Below are 17,188 nucleotides of genomic sequence, written 5' to 3'. Positions count from 1 at the left end.
CTTGAAGTGACTACCACATCTACTACGGCGCTGGACCCCCAACGGGTTCAGCGCCGTACTGTTTTCCTGCTCAGCTCGGCCCAGCTCCTCAGCGGAATTGGTAACGGCGCCACGTTATCCATTGGATCGCTCCTGGCCGTGGATCTGTCCGGATCCGAGGCGTGGGCGGGATCGATCACTACTGTATTGACGCTCTCGGCCGCATTGTCTGCTTTACCGTTGGCCCGGCTGGCGGAGGCGCGTGGACGGCGGGTTGGCCTCGTCTCGGGCCTGATCGCCGCCATGATCGGGGCGCTTCTGGTGATGGCATCCGTGGTGGGTGAATCTTTCCCCCTGCTCCTGCTCGCGGCCGGTTTTCTCGGCCTTGGTACAGCCGCCAACCTTCAATCGAGGTTCGCCGCCGTCGACCTCGCCCACGCTGAGCACCGCGGCAGGTCACTGTCCACTGTTGTCTGGGCAATCACTATTGGCGCTGTGGCCGGTCCAAACCTCGTCCAACCTGGTGCAGCGGTAGGGGCCGCGTTGGGCCTGCCGCCCATTGCCGGGCCTTTCGTTTTCTCGGCTGCAGGTCTGCTCCTGGCGGCAGTGCTGCTCTTTGCCGGTTTGCGGCCCGACCCGTTGCTGCTGGCACGGCGGTTGGCCTCGGAGTCCGCAGGAATTGGGACGCTCCCAGTTAGGGGCACTATCCGATCCGGCCTTCAGGCTGTTCGTTCCTCGTCCCGGGCCATCCTTGCGCTTGCAGCCGTGGTCGCTGCCCACGGCGTCATGGTGGCCATCATGTCCATGACCCCCTTGCACCTGCAGCAGCTGGTGGGCGGTTCACATGCCGGCCATCACGGCGGAACAACTGACAGCACGGATGCTCTGGTGCTCATTGGGCTGACCATTTCGCTGCATGTCGCCGGCATGTTCGCCCTGTCGCCGCTCTGGGGTTGGCTGACTGACAAGGCCGGCCGCATCCAGACCATCGTCATAGGCCACGGACTGCTGCTGGTGGCAGTGCTGATCGCTGGAATCGGCCAGCAGGAGCCCGTGCTGGTCACCACTGGGCTGATCATCCTGGGACTTGGGTGGTCCGCCGCGACCATTGCCGGGTCCACCCTCCTTGCGGAGAGCATCGCCGAAGAACAAAGGGTAACCGTGCAAGGCGTTTCCGATACGCTCATGGGCGCGGCGGGTGCAACGGGCGGGGCTACGTCCGGACTTGTCCTCGCCTGGCTCGGCTATGAAGGGCTGAATATAGCCGCCGGTCTGCTGGCAGCCGTAATGCTGGCCTTGACGGCCGCCACCGCGGCCCGGGTGCGCCGTTCAATCCCCGTGTAGGAACAGTCCCTGTGGAGGAACGCGTTGGGTTAGCGGGAACTCCGCACCAGCCCGAATAGCCGCCTGAAGATGCCTTCGCCGTCTTCCCCGATGCCGTCATGGTGGAAGTCGTCCGTGACCCAGGTCTGAAGCCCACGGACTGCCGCGGCGGTTTCCATTGAGAGGTCATGGTCCACGTAGATATCGTCTTTGTAGACGGCGGCCGCTACTGGAACCTTGTTGACCGCCAATTGCTGGTGGTCATACAGGGGACACCAATCGGACTTGGCCGCCAGCATGGCCGCGACGTCGCGGAGCGGGATCAGTGCCGGATCCTGTTCGAAGTACCAGGGGTAGACCATTTCTCCCGTGAGCAGCGGGGCTTCAGCTCCCGGCTTGAACTCGGGGAATTCTTCCAGCACACGCCACGCTGCCCAGTCCGTGGCCTCGCCCTGCCCGTAGATCGATTCATGAAGTACCGCGTACAAGGGGTTCCCTGCCCGGCTGACCAGGCTCCGCACTTGCTCCAGGAACGCCTCCGACAGGCGATCACCCAAAGGTGTTTCGATGAAAGCGTCCTCCAGGAGGTAGTGCAGGGAGTCAACCCGGGTGTTGCCGCCGAGGAACGATCCCACCATCTGGAATCGCTCGGGCGTCAGCCGTTCTCCGCTGGCCAGGAACTCCTCATGCTGTTCGAGGTGGCGGACGATCCTGGTGACGGTTTCCCGGTCTTCCGGATACCAAGCGAAGTACTCCGCGTTCCGCTCCGCCACCCGGCGGAAAGTGGCACGGTAAACGCGCTCGGCCGGGCCGTGCAGCGGAGCAAGTCCTCCCGTGATGAGGACCTCCCGCAGCCCTTTCGGGGCGAACGACAAATACGTCAACGCGCAGAATCCGCCAAAGCTCTGACCCAGCACTGACCACGGTCCGGAATTCAAGGCATGGCGGATGAACTCGGCGTCTGCCACGATCGAATCAGCCCGGAAATGCGTAAGGTAGTCGGCCTGGGCTGCGGCGTCGCCCCGGAGCGCCAATGACTGTCGCTCCACAGGCGTGGAAAGGCCTGTACCGCGCTGGTCCAGCATCAGGATCCGAAAATCCTTGGCCGCTGCCTTCATCCAACCTGAAAGGGAAGTGACGCGGTTTCCGCGCCCGCCAGGTCCACCTTGGAGGAACAGCAACCATGGGAGCTTGGCGGCCTCCTCCTCCGAGTACTCGGTGGAGGAATACTCCCGTGCAAACACAGTGATCGTTTCGCCAGCCGTCTGGTCATCCGTGGCGGAATTAGCCGAACCATGGTCCAGGGGGACCGTGAAGTAGTGCTCGGCGGTCCGGAGGCCTCGGAATTCGTGCCGGGCGCGGATGCGGTGGGTGTCGGCCAAGGCTCGCACTTCAGCCATGGGCAAGAGCCTTGTTACCGTTACTGGCACCTGCCCCGAACGCTTCCAGCGCTTCGCCGGTCAGCCTGAACGTAGACCACTCCTCCATGGGGAAGGCGCCAAGGTTCTTGTAGAACTTGATGGACGGTTCGTTCCAGTCCAGGACGCTCCATTCCACCCGGGCATAGCCGCGTTCGACGGCGGTCGCAGCCAGATGCTGCAGGAGCGCCTTGCCGTGACCCTCGCCACGCGCGTCCGGAACCACGTAGAGGTCTTCCAGGTAGATGCCGTGAACACCTTCCCACGTTGAGTAATTCAGAAACCACAGGGCAAAGCCCTGCACCGTACCAGCGTCATTGGAGGCCATGTTCGCGAATACCCGCGGATTTTCTCCGAACAGTGCCTCGGTCAGCAGTTCGGGGGTATTCCTGACGGCGTCGGGTTCCTTTTCGTAGATCGCAAGATCGTGGATCATGCGCAGTATTGTGGGAACGTCTTCAACGGTGGCAGGGCGGATTACACTCATGCTTCCGAGCTTACTAGGGGCTGGACCGCCTACCGCCAACGTAGTGCGGAGGAACCGTACGTGACGGGCGGTTCTTGATAACCAACGGGGACGCCGTCCACCGTGATGGGCGGGCCGACGTACCGGAGACGGCCGTAGGGGCTGTCTACCTCGTGGTACTCGGGCTCGGGCAGGTCGACGTCAGTCGCGCTGACCGTCGAAAGGAGAAGTAGCTCTTCCGCTGTCCGGGCCAGTGAAAGCCGGGCAGTTCCACCACGTCCCGTACCGAGTCGCTGGGCCAGCAAAGCGAACACTGCCGCCGCCAGGCCGTAACCCGTGGCGTGATCCAGCGCCTGCACCGGTAGCGCGCCAGGCCTCCACCCGCCGTCGTCGAAATGGCCATATCGATCAGCTATGCCGCATGCTGCCTGCACCAGGCTGTCAAAACCACGTCGTCCCTGCCAGGGACCTGCGTGGCCCCATGCGCTCAAGGTCACTACTACGAGGTCGGCGCGGCGCAGCAGCAGCGCACCAGGCGTCAATCCAAAACGATCCAGACCGCCGTCGCGATACCCCATGACCACGACGTCTGCCGTCTCCAGGAGACCCATGACCGCGGTCAGATCATCCGGATTCCGGAAGTCTGCTTCAGCGCTGCGCTTGTCAAAGCCCGAGTCAATGAAGGCGTCTGTCAGCTCCGGGAGGTGCGGAGGGTCTATCCGGAGGACGTCCGCGCCCAGCGCGCCAAGTAGCCGGGTTGCCACAGGGCCGGCAATGACCCGGGTCAGGTCAAGGACTTTCAGACCTGTCAAGGGGCGGTCTGGAACCGCGGAAGGAACCCACGACGACCGTCGGGTTGCTTTCGTGGACGGTCCAAGGTGATCGAAACTGATCCACGGCCCCTCACTGGCCGCTTCAAACATAGGGGAGTCTGTCCACTCTTCCCTGGTACGGACGGCGGCAGCTACGCCGTTGTTGCCAGTAATTAGGTGTTCGGCTTCCAAAGACGTCATAGCCAGTAACGCGCGGTCCACGTCGGCAGGTTCGCTGGCCGAGACCGCTTCCATCAGTCGGGCCGCGTGGTGCGGGTAGTTGGCGTGGAGGCGGATCCAGCCATCAGCGGTTCTTCGAAAACCGGACAAGGGAGCGAAACCTTCAGGTTTCTGGCCACCTATGCGCAGGTGCCCCAGGGAATCGAACGCAGCTGCAGTGGGCCCGGCGGCGACAGAATACCTATGCATCGTTCCCGTCAAGGCGTTCAGAGCCGTAGCCGCAGCCTGTACCGCGCCCAAAGCCAGCCCTTCCACGTCCAATGCAGGAATGCCATCTGGGGAGCCCCACCATCGTCGCGATCCGGTCCAAGAAGCCGTGGGTTGTGCGCTCATTACCTCCAGCGCCCGCAAGCTGCTGCCGAGATCGGGGACGGATTCCATGGGACTTCCTTTAAGCCGGTGGAGCTGGACTTGGGGGCCGGTTGACCCGGACTTGGGAGCCGGTTGGCCTAGAGCCGGTTGACGTTCGTCACGCGGACCACAGCGGTGCCTGTCTCATCGGAAGCCGCTAGATCCACATCGGCGGAGATTCCCCAATCGTGGTTTCCGGCGGGGTCATCGAAGATCTGGCGTACCCGCCACGTGCCGAGTTCTTCGGTGATTATGAGCAATCCGGGGCCCCGGGCATCGGGTCCCGTGCCGATGTCGTCGTGTTCATCGAAGTAGTCGTCCAGAACCTCTTCCCAGCGCTCGGCGTCCCAGCCGGCGTCGGCGTCCAGCTCACCCAGGGCGGCAGAGTCTTCGTCCGCAAAGAGCTCCACCCTGCGGAACATTTCGTTCCGGACCATGACCCGGAACGCCCTGATGTTCGAGGTCAGAAGCGGAGGCGGTGGCGGGGGAGCGTCATGTGGTGTCGGCATTAGCCCTGAGGTGAGCTCCTCCCACTCATCAAGGAGGCTGGAGTCCACTTGCCGGACAAGTTCACCCAGCCAGGCGGTGAGGTCTTCAAGGTCCTCGCGCAGCAAGTCCTGGGGCACCGTCTGCCTGAGTGCACGGAATCCATCCGCCAAGTAGCGCAGGACGATGCCTTCGGAGCGGGCCAGTCCGTAGAACTGCACGAACTCTCCGAAGTTCATGGCACGTTCATACATGTCGCGGATGATTGATTTGGGCGCAAGCTCGAAGTCGCCCACCCATGGGGCAGCTTTTCGGTACACCTCGAAGGCTTCGCCGAGAATCTCCGCCAAGGGCATCGGGTACGTGACGTCGTCGAGCATGGCCATGCGCTGCTCATATTCGATGCCGTCAGCCTTCATGGCGGCAACCGCCTCGCCACGGGCTTTCTTCTGCTGCGCAGAGAGAATCTGGCGCGGCTTCTCCAGCGTGGCCTCAATCACTGAAACAACGTCCAGCGCATACGACGGCGACTCTGGATCCAACAGTTCCAGCGCGGCAAGCGCAAACGGCGAAAGCGGTTGGTTGAGGGCGAAGTTGGCCTGCAAGTGGACCGTCAAGCGGACAGAACGGCCTTCGGTTTCTTGTTCATCTTCGGGAATGCGTTCAACCACACCCGCGGCCAGCAGTTCGCGGTAGATGCCCAACGCCTTCTTCATGAGTTTCAACTGCGCCGGGCGGTTCTCGTGGTTTTCACTGAGCAAGCGCCGGGTTGCATGGAAAGGATCTCCCGGGCGCTCCATGAGATTAAGGAGCATCGCGTGGGTGACCGTAAAGCTTGAAGTCAGGGGCTCCGGGACCGACTCCACCAGCCGCTTGAAGGTTGATTCGCCCCAGGAAACGAAACCTTCCGGTGGCTTCTTCTTTACCACTTGGCGAAGCTTCTTCTGGTCGTCGCCGAACTTTGCCGTGGCCTTTGCCATGGCCTTGGTATTCTCCACTACGTGATCCGGAGCCTGGACCACCACGGTGCCGGCGGTGTCGTACCCAGCGCGACCAGCACGTCCGGCAATCTGATGGAACTCACGCGGGTTGAGCACCCGTGTGCGTACGCCGTCGTATTTGCTCAAGGCCGTCAACAGAACCGTCCGGATGGGCACGTTGATGCCTACACCCAGGGTATCGGTGCCGCAGATGACCTTCAGGAGCCCGGCTTGTGCGAGTTGCTCCACCAAGCGGCGGTACTTGGGCAGCATGCCGGCGTGATGGACGCCGATGCCATGGCGGACCAGCCGGTTGAGTGTCTTTCCGAAGCCCGCGGCGAACCGGAAGCCTGCGATGAGCTCTGCAATGCGGTCCTTTTCCTCCCGGCTGCACATGTTGATGCTCATCAGGTTCTGGGCACGCTCGATCGCTTCTGCCTGGCTGAAGTGCACAACGTACACGGGGACCTGCTTGGTGGAGAGCAGTTCTTCCAGGGTCTCGTGGACCGGAGTGAGGTGATAGTAGTAATGCAGGGGAATCGGACGCTCGGCAGAGCTAACGGTAGTGGTAGGCCGCCCGGTGAGTTCAGTGAGGCCGGCTTCGAAACGGCTGACGTCGCCCAGTGTCGCGGACATGAGCAGGAACTGGGCCTGGGGAAGTTCAAGGAGGGGAACCTGCCAGGCCCATCCGCGCTGGGGATCGGAGTAGAAGTGGAATTCATCCATGATCACAGCGCCAAGTTCCGCGGAAGCTCCCTCGCGGAGGGCAATATTGGCCAGGATCTCAGCGGTGCAGCAAATAATCGGCGCATCTTGGTTTACGCCGGAGTCACCCGTAATCATGCCAACGTTTTCGGCGCCGAAGATGTCGCACAGCGCGAAGAACTTCTCCGAGACCAAAGCCTTGATGGGAGCGGTGTAGTAACTGCGTTGGCCACGGGCCATGGCCTCGAAGTGGGCTGCAATGGCGACAAGCGATTTACCCGAGCCAGTGGGTGTAGCCAGGATGACGTTGGCGCCGGAGGCGAGCTCCATGATGGCCTCGTCCTGAGCAGCGTACAACTGCAAGCCGCGGCCTTCTGTCCACTCAACGAAACGGGTATAGATCTCGTCCGGACCCAACGGGTTGGAGGGGGTGGAACCAGGGAGCTGCTCAAGAAGTTTCATTGGTTTCCAGCTTAGTCCCCGGACGGTTTAGGCTCGCCCCAGGACTGTTGCCAAACGCCAGGAGGCTTATATGAAGTGGGATCCGTCCAAGTATGTGGAGTTCGGCAATCACAGGGACAGGCCGTTCCATGACTTGGTGGCCAGAATCCAAGCTGCGTCGCCGCGGAAAGTGGTGGATCTTGGATGCGGCCCCGGTAATCTCACATCCACACTGGCTGTCCGCTGGCCAGATGCCCGCGTAATCGGCCTCGATTCCTCTGGCGAGATGCTGGCGAAGGCAGCTGGACAGGCCCGGAAATTCGCCAACTTGGAATTCGAGCAGGCAGATATTGCTGACTGGCAGCCTGACCAGGAGACCGACGTCGTGGTATCCAATGCCGCGCTCCAGTGGGTTCCCGGGCACCAAGCCATGCTCGGTCACTGGCTAGGTGCACTGAAACCGGGTGCCTGGTTCGCCCTTCAGGTGCCGGGAAACTTCACATCCCCTTCGCACGCGCTCATGAGGGAGCTCGCCGAGTCACCCAAGTGGTCCTCCCGCCTTGGCGGCGTTCTTCGGCATGATGGCGTCGTGGGCAGTCCCGCGGACTACCTGGGTATTATGCTCGACGCCGGGTGTGCAGCTGACGCTTGGGAAACCACCTACCAGCAGCTGCTGCCGGGCAAGGACCCGGTCCTTCAATGGGTGAGGGGCACGGGACTTCGGCCGGTGCTGGCAGTCCTGTCTCCTGGCGATGCCGCCGACTTCGAGCAAGAATATTCTGCTTTGCTGCGCGAGGCATATCCGGCCACAAGCCACGGGACGGTGTTCCCGTTCCGGCGCATCTTCGCCGTGGCCCGGAAAGACGCATGAGCCGGCAGGACCTGTTGCCGGGCGTAGCAATTCAATTTCAAACCGTCGGTGGCTTGTACCCTTTCCGCGTCGCTGGTCTAATTCTCGGCATGGACCATAGACGCTTCATTGAGCAGCAATCGCCCGGATGGCTTCCGGTACCTGGCCGGTGTTCGCGATGACTGCCATGGACGGCTTTCCAGGGAACTGGAGGCCCAACACCAGCAGCGGAGTTGCCCTTTTTGAGCAGCTGAGGCTGCGCATCATCGAACTCGCAGACTCCGGCGTCCTCGCAGTTGGAGCGAAGCTCCCGCCGGTGCGCAACCTGGCGGGAGTGTTGGATGTGGCCCCACATACGGTGGCCCGCGCCTATAAGGAACTCGAGGCTGCCGGCGTCGTCGCTACCAGGGGACGCAACGGCACCATCGTGTGTGCCCGGGATGACCGCTGGGGCGCGCTTGCTGAAGTTGCCGCCCAGTACGCTGCTGCGGCCAAGGCCCAAGGAGCGTCGTTCGCGGAAGCTGTACAGCTTCTTGCGGCCGCATATGACGCTGATTGATACTGATCAGTAGCATGTGAGGCACGACATGGAAATTCGAAGAAGTTTTCGATTAGCATTGGTAGGTGCCCAAAGCCTTAGCTGAAGATGCAGCCATCGATGCCCTGAAGAGCGTAGCCGTCGTCTCCGATATCAAGCCCACCCGGCCGGACCTGTCCCGGCTGGTAGTCAAGGGCGCGCGGGAACACAACCTGCGCAATGTAGATCTGGACCTCCCCCGGGATGCGATGATCGTGTTCACGGGCCTCTCAGGTTCGGGCAAGTCCTCCTTGGCTTTCGATACGATCTTTGCCGAGGGACAGCGGCGCTACGTGGAATCGTTGTCCGCCTATGCCCGCCAGTTCCTGGGCCAGGTGGACAAGCCGGATGTGGACTTCATTGAGGGCCTGTCGCCGGCGGTGTCGATCGACCAGAAATCCACCAGCAAGAACCCTCGCTCCACCGTAGGCACCATCACGGAAATCTACGACTACATGCGTCTGCTCTGGGCGCGCGTAGGCCGTCCGCACTGTCCGGTTTGTGGCGAGCCCATCGCCCGGCAAACCCCGCAGCAGATCGTTGACCAGCTGTTGGAACTGGAAAAGGGCACACGATTCCAGGTTCTCGCTCCGGTGGTTCGCGGGCGCAAGGGTGAATTCGTTGACCTCTTCAAGGAACTGACGGCCAAAGGCTATTCGCGCGCCCGGGTGGACGGTGAACTCGTACAGCTCAGCGAGCCGCCCAAGCTTGGCAAGCAGTTCAAGCACACCATCGAGGTGGTCGTGGACCGTTTGGTGGTCAAGGAAGACATCAGCCAGCGGCTCACCGATTCAATTGAAACTGCCCTGGGCCTGGCAGAAGGCCGGGTGCTGATTGAATTCGTGGACCTTGAGGCCGGGGACCCCGCACGTATCCGTGCTTTCTCCGAGAACCTCGCTTGCCCCAACGAGCACCCCCTGGCCATCGATGAAATCGAGCCACGCTCTTTCTCGTTCAACAACCCCTTTGGCGCCTGCTCAGCGTGCAGTGGCATCGGAACCAGGCTTGAAGTGGACGAGGAACTGATTGTTCCCAACCCGGAGCTTTCCCTGGCACAGGGCGCCATCGCTCCCTGGTCCCTGGGCACCGCCACCACCGAGTACTGGAACCGCCTCCTGGAGGGCCTGGCCCACGAGCTCGGCTTCTCCATGGACACCTCGTGGGAAAAGCTCCCCAAGGATGTCCGGAACACCGTGCTGCATGGCAAGGACCACAAGGTTGTGGTCCAGTACCGGAACCGGTTCGGCCGGGAACGCAAGTACAGCACCGGCTTTGAGGGCGCCATCCAATATGTTCACCGCAAGCACGGCGAAACTGACTCGGATTGGGCGCGGGACAGGTACGAAGAGTACATGCGCCAGATTCCCTGCCCCGAGTGCAACGGTGCGCGGCTCAACCCTGCCTCATTGTCAGTGTTGATCAATGGCAAGTCGATCGCTGAAGTCGCGGCCCTACCCATGCGTGAATGTGCGTCGTTCCTGGGTAGCCTGACCCTGACCGATCGCGAGGCACAGATTGCCCACCAGGTCCTGAAGGAAATCCAGGCCCGCTTGACGTTCCTTTTGGACGTGGGACTTGAATACTTGAACCTGGAACGTCCTTCCGGGACCTTGTCCGGCGGTGAAGCCCAGCGCATCCGCCTGGCCACGCAAATTGGTTCCGGCCTCGTGGGCGTCCTCTACGTCCTGGACGAGCCATCCATCGGCCTGCACCAGCGCGATAACCGCCGCTTGATCGAGACGCTGACCCGCCTGCGGGACCTCGGCAACACACTGATCGTGGTGGAGCATGACGAGGACACCATCCATGAAGCGGACTGGGTGGTTGACATTGGACCTGGCGCCGGCGAGCACGGCGGACAAGTGGTGCATTCAGGTACATACAAGGAACTGCTGGAGAACAAGGAGTCCTTGACAGGCGACTACCTGTCAGGCCGCCGCAAGATCGATATCCCGGCCAAGCGCCGCAAGTACGACAAAAAACGTGAGTTGAAGGTTGTGGGCGCCAGGGAAAACAACCTGGACAATGTGGATGCCACGTTCCCGCTGGGGCTCTTTACGGCAGTGACTGGTGTCAGCGGTTCGGGCAAGTCAACGCTGGTGAACGAGATCCTCTACAAGGTCCTCGCCAACAAGCTCAATGGCGCCAAGCAGGTTGCCGGGCGGCACCGGAGCGTGAATGGACTGGAGCACCTGGATAAGGTGGTCCACGTCGATCAGAGCCCCATCGGGCGCACACCGCGCTCCAACCCGGCAACGTACACAGGCGTGTTCGACAACATCCGGAAACTGTTTGCTGAAACCACCGAAGCAAAGGTCCGCGGTTACCAGCCCGGCCGGTTCTCGTTCAACGTCAAGGGTGGCCGCTGCGAAGCATGCTCTGGAGACGGCACGTTGAAGATCGAAATGAACTTCCTGCCCGACGTCTACGTTCCCTGTGAGGTATGCCACGGCGCCCGGTATAACCGTGAAACCCTTGAAGTGCATTACAAGGGAAAGACGATTGCCGATGTCCTTAACATGCCCATTGAGGAAGGCGCTGAATTCTTTGCTGCCTTCACTCCCATCGCGCGGCATCTGAATACCTTGGTGGACGTGGGCCTGGGCTATGTCAGGCTGGGCCAGCCGGCCACAACCCTCTCCGGTGGTGAAGCCCAGCGCGTGAAGTTGGCAGCAGAACTCCAGAAGAGGTCCAACGGCCGCAGCATCTACGTTCTGGACGAACCCACCACCGGCCTGCACTTCGAGGACATCCGCAAGCTGCTCATGGTCCTCCAGGGGCTGGTGGACAAGGGCAACACGGTGATCACCATTGAGCACAACCTGGACGTCATCAAGTCCGCGGACTGGATCGTGGACCTCGGGCCGAACGGTGGTTCAGGTGGAGGCAAGATCGTCGCAACAGGCACACCTGAGCAGGTAGCCAAGTCCACTGACAGCCACACCGCAACCTTCCTTGCGGAAATTCTGCGCTAAGAGTCCCGAGCTGCCTCGCCGGATGTCTAAAGAATATCCTCAGCACGGCAGAAGTATTCCGTTAGCGGCATGCGAGTTTCAGGCATGCCGCTACTCATGAGAAACTAACCCGGTGACTCAAACAACGGTGCCCGTAATTTTCGATCTGGACGGCACCCTTGTCGATCCAGCCGGCGGTATCACAGGAGGAATATCCGCGGCCCTGCGCGAAATGGACCTCCCGGTTCCGGAACAGGCCGTGCTGAATGCCATGGTTGGCCCCAAGCTCAGCGATGCACTCCTGCATTTAGCGAATGTTCCGGCCGAATTGGTAGATGAAACCATTTCCCGTTACCGGCGGCATTACAGGGAAACCGGTATTGGCCAGAGCAAGTTGTATCCGGGAATCTTCGATCTCCTTGAATTCTTTGCCGAAACGGGGCGGGCCGTTGCCGTTGCAACCCAGAAGCCTCAAGGTATTGCCCGAATTGTCCTCGAGCATCACGGTATTGCGGATTTCTTTGTGTCGATTAGGGGATCTGCCGACGACGAATCGCTGGCGGCCAATTCCGCGCCTGGCAAGATCGGGATTGTTGGCGCAGCCTTGGCGGATCTGCACTCCCAGCCTGCTGTGATGGTGGGGGACCGGCACCAGGACGTCGCCGGAGCAATGGCCAACGGCTTGGATTGCATTGGTGTTCGCTGGGGCTTCGCTCCGGACGGCGAGCTGGAGGAAGCCGGTGCGGTCGCCGTGGTCGGCACCGCCCTTGAGTTGCGAACCAAAATTGAAGAACTTGACGCTGTCCGCGCGGCGGCCCTGAGCGAGGTACAAAACGATGGCAGTCTTTGATGCGATCCGCTGGACTACGCGTGGACTGATCTCCACCACGTGCCGGCCCACGGTCATTGGACTGGAGAACGTGCCCAAAGAAGGCCCGTTCATCGTGGCGCCGAACCACCTCTCTTTCCTGGACAGCGTGATTGTCCAGGCACTGATGCCTCGTCCAGTAGCGTTCTTCGCCAAGGCGGAGTACTTCACCACCAAAGGTGTTAAGGGCGCTGTGATGAAGTCCTTCTTCGAAGCCGTCGGTTCCATCCCCGTGGAACGCGGTGAACAGGCCGCCAGCGTGCAGGCTCTGAAGACCCTGCTGGACATCCTGGAGTCCGGCAAGGGCATTGGAATTTACCCGGAGGGCACCCGGTCCCGCGACGGCATCCTTTATCGCGGCCGCACCGGCGTCGGTTGGTTGGCGCTCACCACGGGCGCACCCGTCATTCCCGTGGGACTGATAGGCACGGAGAAACTGCAGCCGGCGGACAAGAACGCCGTCCGCCCCCAGCACTTCACCATGAAGGTCGGCGAGCCGCTCTACTTCGACAAGACAGGCCCGGACCATTCCCTTCCCGCACGCCGCCAGGTGACGGACAAGATCATGGACGCCATAGCTGCCCTCAGCGGACAGGAACGGTCCTCAAGCTACAACCAAAGCAAGTCGGTGGACTGAGCCACGTGGCGTAGGCTGTCGGTCCTGTTCACTAGACTGGAATCGTGGCACATCCAGCAAGTTACCGGCCCCAGACGGGTGAAATTCCCACCACCCCGGGCGTCTACCGTTTCCGCGACCCGCACGGCCGCGTTATTTACGTGGGCAAGGCCAAGAACCTCCGTTCCAGGCTGAATTCCTACTTTGCGAACCCGTCCGGGCTTCCACCCAAGACGCATGCCATGGTCCATGCCGCGAGCAGCGTGGAGTGGACCGTTGTGGCCAGCGAGCTGGAGTCGCTACAGCTGGAGTACACCTGGATCAAGGAATTCAAGCCGCGTTTCAACGTGGTCTTCCGGGACGACAAGACTTATCCCTATCTGGCCGTCACCATGGGGGAGAAGTACCCCAGGGTGCAGGTCATGCGTGGCGAACGCAAGAAGGGCACCAGGTATTTTGGCCCCTACACGGCGGGCGCTATCCGCGAAACCATGGATACCCTCCTTCGCGTGTTCCCGGTCCGCAGCTGCAGCGCGGGCGTCTTCAAGCGCGCACAAGCCAGTGGGCGGCCTTGCCTTCTTGGCTACATCGACAAATGCGCAGCACCCTGTGTCGGCCGGGTGACGCCGGAGGAGCACCGGCAACTTGCGGAGGACTTCTGTGCCTTCATGGGCGGGGAAGCCAAGCGCTTCATCAACCGGCTTGAAAAGGAAATGTCGGCCGCCGTCGCGGAACTCGACTATGAGCGCGCAGCACGGCTCAGGGACGACATCATCGCTTTGCGAAAGGTCTTCGAACGCAACGCCGTAGTCCTCGCTGAGGATACGGACGCCGACGTCTTTGCGCTGCATGAAGACGAGCTCGAGGCGTCCGTGCAGGTGTTCCACGTCCGCGGCGGCCGGGTCCGTGGACAGCGTGGCTGGGTCGTGGAGAAAGTTGAAGACGCCACGACGCCGGAACTCATCGAGCACCTACTGCAACAGGTCTACGGGGAAGACAGCGAGGTCCAGGGCCGGATCCCGCGGGAAGTACTCGTTCCGGAGAATCCGAGCAACCATGCCGAGCTGAGTGAATGGCTGGGCGGGCTCCGCGGGGCAAAGGTGGATATCCGTGTGCCCCAGCGAGGTGACAAGGCTGCGCTGATGTCGACGGTCCGGGAGAATGCCGAGCAGGCGCTAAAGCTGCACAAGACCCGCCGCGCCGGGGACATCACCGTCCGCTCGCTTGCCCTTCAGGAGCTTCAGGAGGCCCTTGAGCTTCCGGTTCCGCTCCTTCGGATCGAATGCTTCGATATCTCGCACGTCCAAGGAACCAACGTGGTGGCGTCCATGGTGGTGGTGGAAGACGGTTTGCCCAAGAAGTCCGATTACCGTAAGTTCTCCATCACGGGGGCGGCGGCAGCCGACGATACCGCCGCCATGCATGATGTCTTGACGCGCCGCTTCCGCCACTACCTCACCGATAAGGCCGCCCAGGTGCCCGTCTCCGGCGAAATCATCAATCCAACCCGTGCGGGCACCGCCGCGGCTACGCACGGAACTGAAGCGACGCCGTCGGACCCCACCATGCCGGCTCCCAAAGCCAAGTTCGCGTACCCGCCCAACCTGGTGGTTGTGGACGGCGGGCAGCCGCAGGTCAATGCTGCAGCGCGTGCTTTGGCTGAGTTGGGCATCGACGACGTCTACGTGGTCGGCCTGGCGAAGCGCCTTGAAGAAGTCTGGCTTCCCAACAGCGACTTCCCGGTGATCCTTCCCCGGACGTCGCAGGGCTTGTACCTGCTCCAGCGCATCCGCGACGAAGCCCACCGCTTCGCCATCACCTTCCATCGGCAAAAGCGCGGCAAGGCCATGACGGTCTCTGCCCTGGACGGCGTTCCGGGCCTGGGGGAAGCCAAACGCAAGGCTTTGGTGGCACACTTTGGCTCCCTCAAGAAGATCAGGGCGGCCAGTGTGGAGGAACTCACCTCCGCCAAGGGTATCGGTCCGGCGTTGGCAGCTGCCGTCGTGCTGCACCTGGGTTCCAGCGAAGACGCAGGTGAAGCCGCTCCTGCGGTGAACATGACGACCGGCGAAATCCTCGAATCTTAGCTAGGGTAAGAACTTGACCGGTGGCCGCAACTGCGATGCCGCCGGTCAAGCTGTAACAACCACTTCCAAGGAAACGGGGACCACTGATGGATGAGGCAACGGCAGGAGCCGGCGCGGAGCAGGACGGACTAACGCCCGTCAAGCCGGCGGAGGCGGAACTGCTGGTGGTTACCGGCATGTCGGGGGCAGGCCGCAGTACCGCTTCGGACGCCTTGGAGGACCACGGTTGGTACGTTGTGGACAACCTTCCTCCCCAGATGCTTGGCACCTTGGCGGAAATCGTCTCGCACGCGCCTAAATCCATCCCCAAACTGGCCGTAGTGGTGGATGTCCGAAGCAAGGACCTCTTTACTGACATCCAGACTGCCCTGGGCGCCTTGAGCGCCACTGGCATCACGTTCCGGGTACTGTTCCTTGATGCCAGCGATGAAGTCCTGGTCCGCCGGTTCGAACAAGGCCGGCGTCCGCATCCACTTCAGGGCGGCGGCCGGATCCTGGACGGAATCGGCATAGAGCGCGAGGTCCTGCGCGAACTGCGGGAGCATGCTGACGTCGTCCTGGACACCAGTGAGTTCAATGTGCACGGCCTGGCAACAGCCATCACTGAGTTGTTCAGCGACACCGGACCCGTGACGCTTCGGCTGAATGTCATGAGTTTTGGATTCAAATATGGCTTGCCCGTAGACGCCAACTTCGTGGCCGACGCCCGCTTCATTCCCAACCCCCACTGGGTGCCGCAGCTTCGTCCCCACACAGGGCTGGACGAGGACGTCAGCGACTACGTGCTCTCCGCTGATGGGGTCCAGGAGTTTGTCGACCGTTACGTCAAGGCCTTGGAGCCTGTCCTGGACGGCTACCGGCAAGAGAACAAGCATTACGCCACCCTGGCTGTGGGGTGCACCGGTGGCAAGCACCGTTCGGTGGCAGTCGCCGTCGAGCTCTCCAAACGCCTCGCGCAATATCCGCGCGTAACCGTCACAACGACGCACCGCGACCTGGGGCGTGAGTAAATGGGAGTCCTTACAGGACCGTTGCCCCTCATCCCGCCGAAAGGCGTTCCGGGCAGCCAGCAACACAAGAGTCCTTCAGTAGTTGCCCTCGGCGGCGGGCACGGCCTGGCGGCTTCGCTCTCGGCACTTCGTTTGTTGACGTCGGAGCTGACGGCGATCGTCACGGTAGCTGACGACGGCGGCTCCTCCGGGCGCCTACGGGACGAGTACGGCGTCCTCCCGCCCGGTGACCTGCGGATGGCGTTGAGTGCGCTGTGCGACGACACCGACTGGGGGCGGACATGGCGGGACGTCATGCAGCACCGCTTCGCTGCGGGAACCGCCAAAGGTGGTTCCCTGGACCATCACGCGATGGGCAACCTGCTCATCGTCACGCTCTGGGAGCTGCTGGGGGATACCGTGGCCGGCCTCAAATGGGCCGGGGCATTGCTGGGCGCGCGGGGTCAGGTACTGCCGATGTCCAGTGTTCCTTTGACCATCGAGGGCCAAGCCCGGGTGGAACTGCCTGGCGGCGGACATGAACTGCAGACCGTCAGCGGACAGGCGAAGTGCGCGGTTGCCGGAAAACTCGAGGAAGTGCGGCTGCTGCCCGAGGACGCCCGAGCCTGCACTGAGGCGCTCACTGCGATCGAGCTCGCCGATTGGGTCATCCTCGGACCAGGGTCCTGGTACACCTCGGTATTGCCCCATTTGTTGCTCCCCGAGCTTCGGCAGGCCCTTGGCGATACTGCGGCCAAACGCTGCCTCACCATGAATCTTGACGTCGAAACCAAGGAAACGTCCGGCATGACGGCTGCCGACCATTTGGATGTCCTGCGACGCTACGCGCCGGAGTTCAGCGTCGACGTCGTCCTCGCCGACCCCGCCGCGATCCAGGACCTGAAGGCTTTTGAGAAAGCTGCGGGGATGATCGGCGCGGAAGTGGTGTTGGGTAGAGTAGGGGCTTCGAGGCGCCGCCCCGTCCATGATCCACTGCTCTTGGCAGCGGCGTACCACGATATTTTCGGGAACAGTTAGGAATACAC

At 62.0% G+C, this 17,188-nt stretch carries 13 protein-coding genes; 9 read left to right on the top strand and 4 right to left on the bottom strand.

Annotated elements, in window-relative coordinates:
- The first annotated feature begins 6 nt into the window (after positions 1–6).
- Positions 7–1,323, top strand: coding sequence for an MFS transporter (locus ACFX4T_RS20885; protein ID WP_377653842.1), 1,317 nt, complete (start codon positions 7–9; stop codon positions 1,321–1,323).
- A gap of 29 nt (positions 1,324–1,352) precedes the next feature.
- On the opposite strand, the gene ACFX4T_RS20880 is transcribed toward ACFX4T_RS20885, so the two are convergent.
- The 4 genes from ACFX4T_RS20880 to ACFX4T_RS20865 form a co-directional block, all read right to left on the bottom strand.
- Entirely contained in the window at positions 1,353–2,702 is a 1,350-nt protein-coding gene (locus ACFX4T_RS20880; protein WP_377653840.1) for an alpha/beta fold hydrolase, read from the bottom strand.
- A complete protein-coding gene (locus tag ACFX4T_RS20875; protein ID WP_216925800.1) occupies positions 2,695–3,207 on the bottom strand; it encodes a GNAT family N-acetyltransferase in 513 nt (170 codons plus the stop codon). Before ACFX4T_RS20875 ends, ACFX4T_RS20880 begins: the two co-directional genes overlap by 8 nt.
- A 29-nt stretch (positions 3,208–3,236) precedes the next feature.
- Complete coding sequence (locus ACFX4T_RS20870; protein WP_377653837.1) at positions 3,237–4,619, bottom strand: CoA transferase; 1,383 nt, start codon at positions 4,617–4,619, stop codon at positions 3,237–3,239.
- Positions 4,620–4,687: 68 nt separating this feature from the next.
- A complete protein-coding gene (locus ACFX4T_RS20865) occupies positions 4,688–7,222 on the bottom strand; it encodes a DEAD/DEAH box helicase (RefSeq protein WP_377653835.1) in 2,535 nt (844 codons plus the stop codon).
- Between the two features lie 70 nt (positions 7,223–7,292).
- Between ACFX4T_RS20865 and ACFX4T_RS20860 the strand changes: the two genes are divergently transcribed.
- The 8 genes from ACFX4T_RS20860 (at position 7,293) to yvcK (ending at position 17,180) form a co-directional block, all read left to right on the top strand.
- Positions 7,293–8,072: a trans-aconitate 2-methyltransferase gene (locus tag ACFX4T_RS20860; protein WP_216925797.1), complete on the top strand. Its 780-nt coding sequence runs from the start codon at positions 7,293–7,295 to the stop codon at positions 8,070–8,072.
- Positions 8,073–8,229: 157 nt separating this feature from the next.
- Positions 8,230–8,610 carry a GntR family transcriptional regulator gene (locus ACFX4T_RS20855; protein WP_216925843.1) on the top strand — a complete coding sequence of 127 codons (381 nt, stop codon included), beginning with the start codon at positions 8,230–8,232 and terminating at the stop codon, positions 8,608–8,610.
- A gap of 65 nt (positions 8,611–8,675) precedes the next feature.
- A complete protein-coding gene (gene uvrA / locus ACFX4T_RS20850; protein ID WP_377653833.1) occupies positions 8,676–11,603 on the top strand; it encodes an excinuclease ABC subunit UvrA in 2,928 nt (975 codons plus the stop codon).
- 112 nt (positions 11,604–11,715) lie between these two features.
- Positions 11,716–12,432, top strand: a complete 717-nt coding sequence (locus ACFX4T_RS20845; protein WP_216925795.1) for an HAD hydrolase-like protein — start codon at positions 11,716–11,718, stop codon at positions 12,430–12,432.
- Positions 12,419–13,087 carry a 1-acyl-sn-glycerol-3-phosphate acyltransferase gene (locus ACFX4T_RS20840; protein WP_216925794.1) on the top strand — a complete coding sequence of 223 codons (669 nt, stop codon included), beginning with the start codon at positions 12,419–12,421 and terminating at the stop codon, positions 13,085–13,087. The genes ACFX4T_RS20845 and ACFX4T_RS20840 overlap by 14 nt, the downstream gene beginning before the upstream one ends.
- Before the next feature lie 44 nt (positions 13,088–13,131).
- Positions 13,132–15,153, top strand: coding sequence for an excinuclease ABC subunit UvrC (gene uvrC / locus ACFX4T_RS20835; RefSeq protein ID WP_377653830.1), 2,022 nt, complete (start codon positions 13,132–13,134; stop codon positions 15,151–15,153).
- Between the two features lie 86 nt (positions 15,154–15,239).
- On the top strand, positions 15,240–16,163 hold the full coding sequence (rapZ, locus tag ACFX4T_RS20830) for an RNase adapter RapZ (RefSeq protein WP_216925792.1): 924 nt from the start codon (positions 15,240–15,242) through the stop codon (positions 16,161–16,163).
- A complete protein-coding gene (gene yvcK / locus ACFX4T_RS20825) occupies positions 16,164–17,180 on the top strand; it encodes a uridine diphosphate-N-acetylglucosamine-binding protein YvcK (protein ID WP_216925791.1) in 1,017 nt (338 codons plus the stop codon).
- The last annotated feature ends 8 nt before the right edge of the window (positions 17,181–17,188 follow it).

The organism is Paenarthrobacter sp. YIM B13468 (assembly GCF_042788025.1).
GTDB classification, from domain to species: Bacteria; Actinomycetota; Actinomycetes; order Actinomycetales; family Micrococcaceae; genus Arthrobacter; species Arthrobacter aromaticivorans.
The sequence above is the reverse complement of the archived record's forward strand: the minus strand, read 5'-3'. Positions and strand labels throughout refer to the sequence as shown.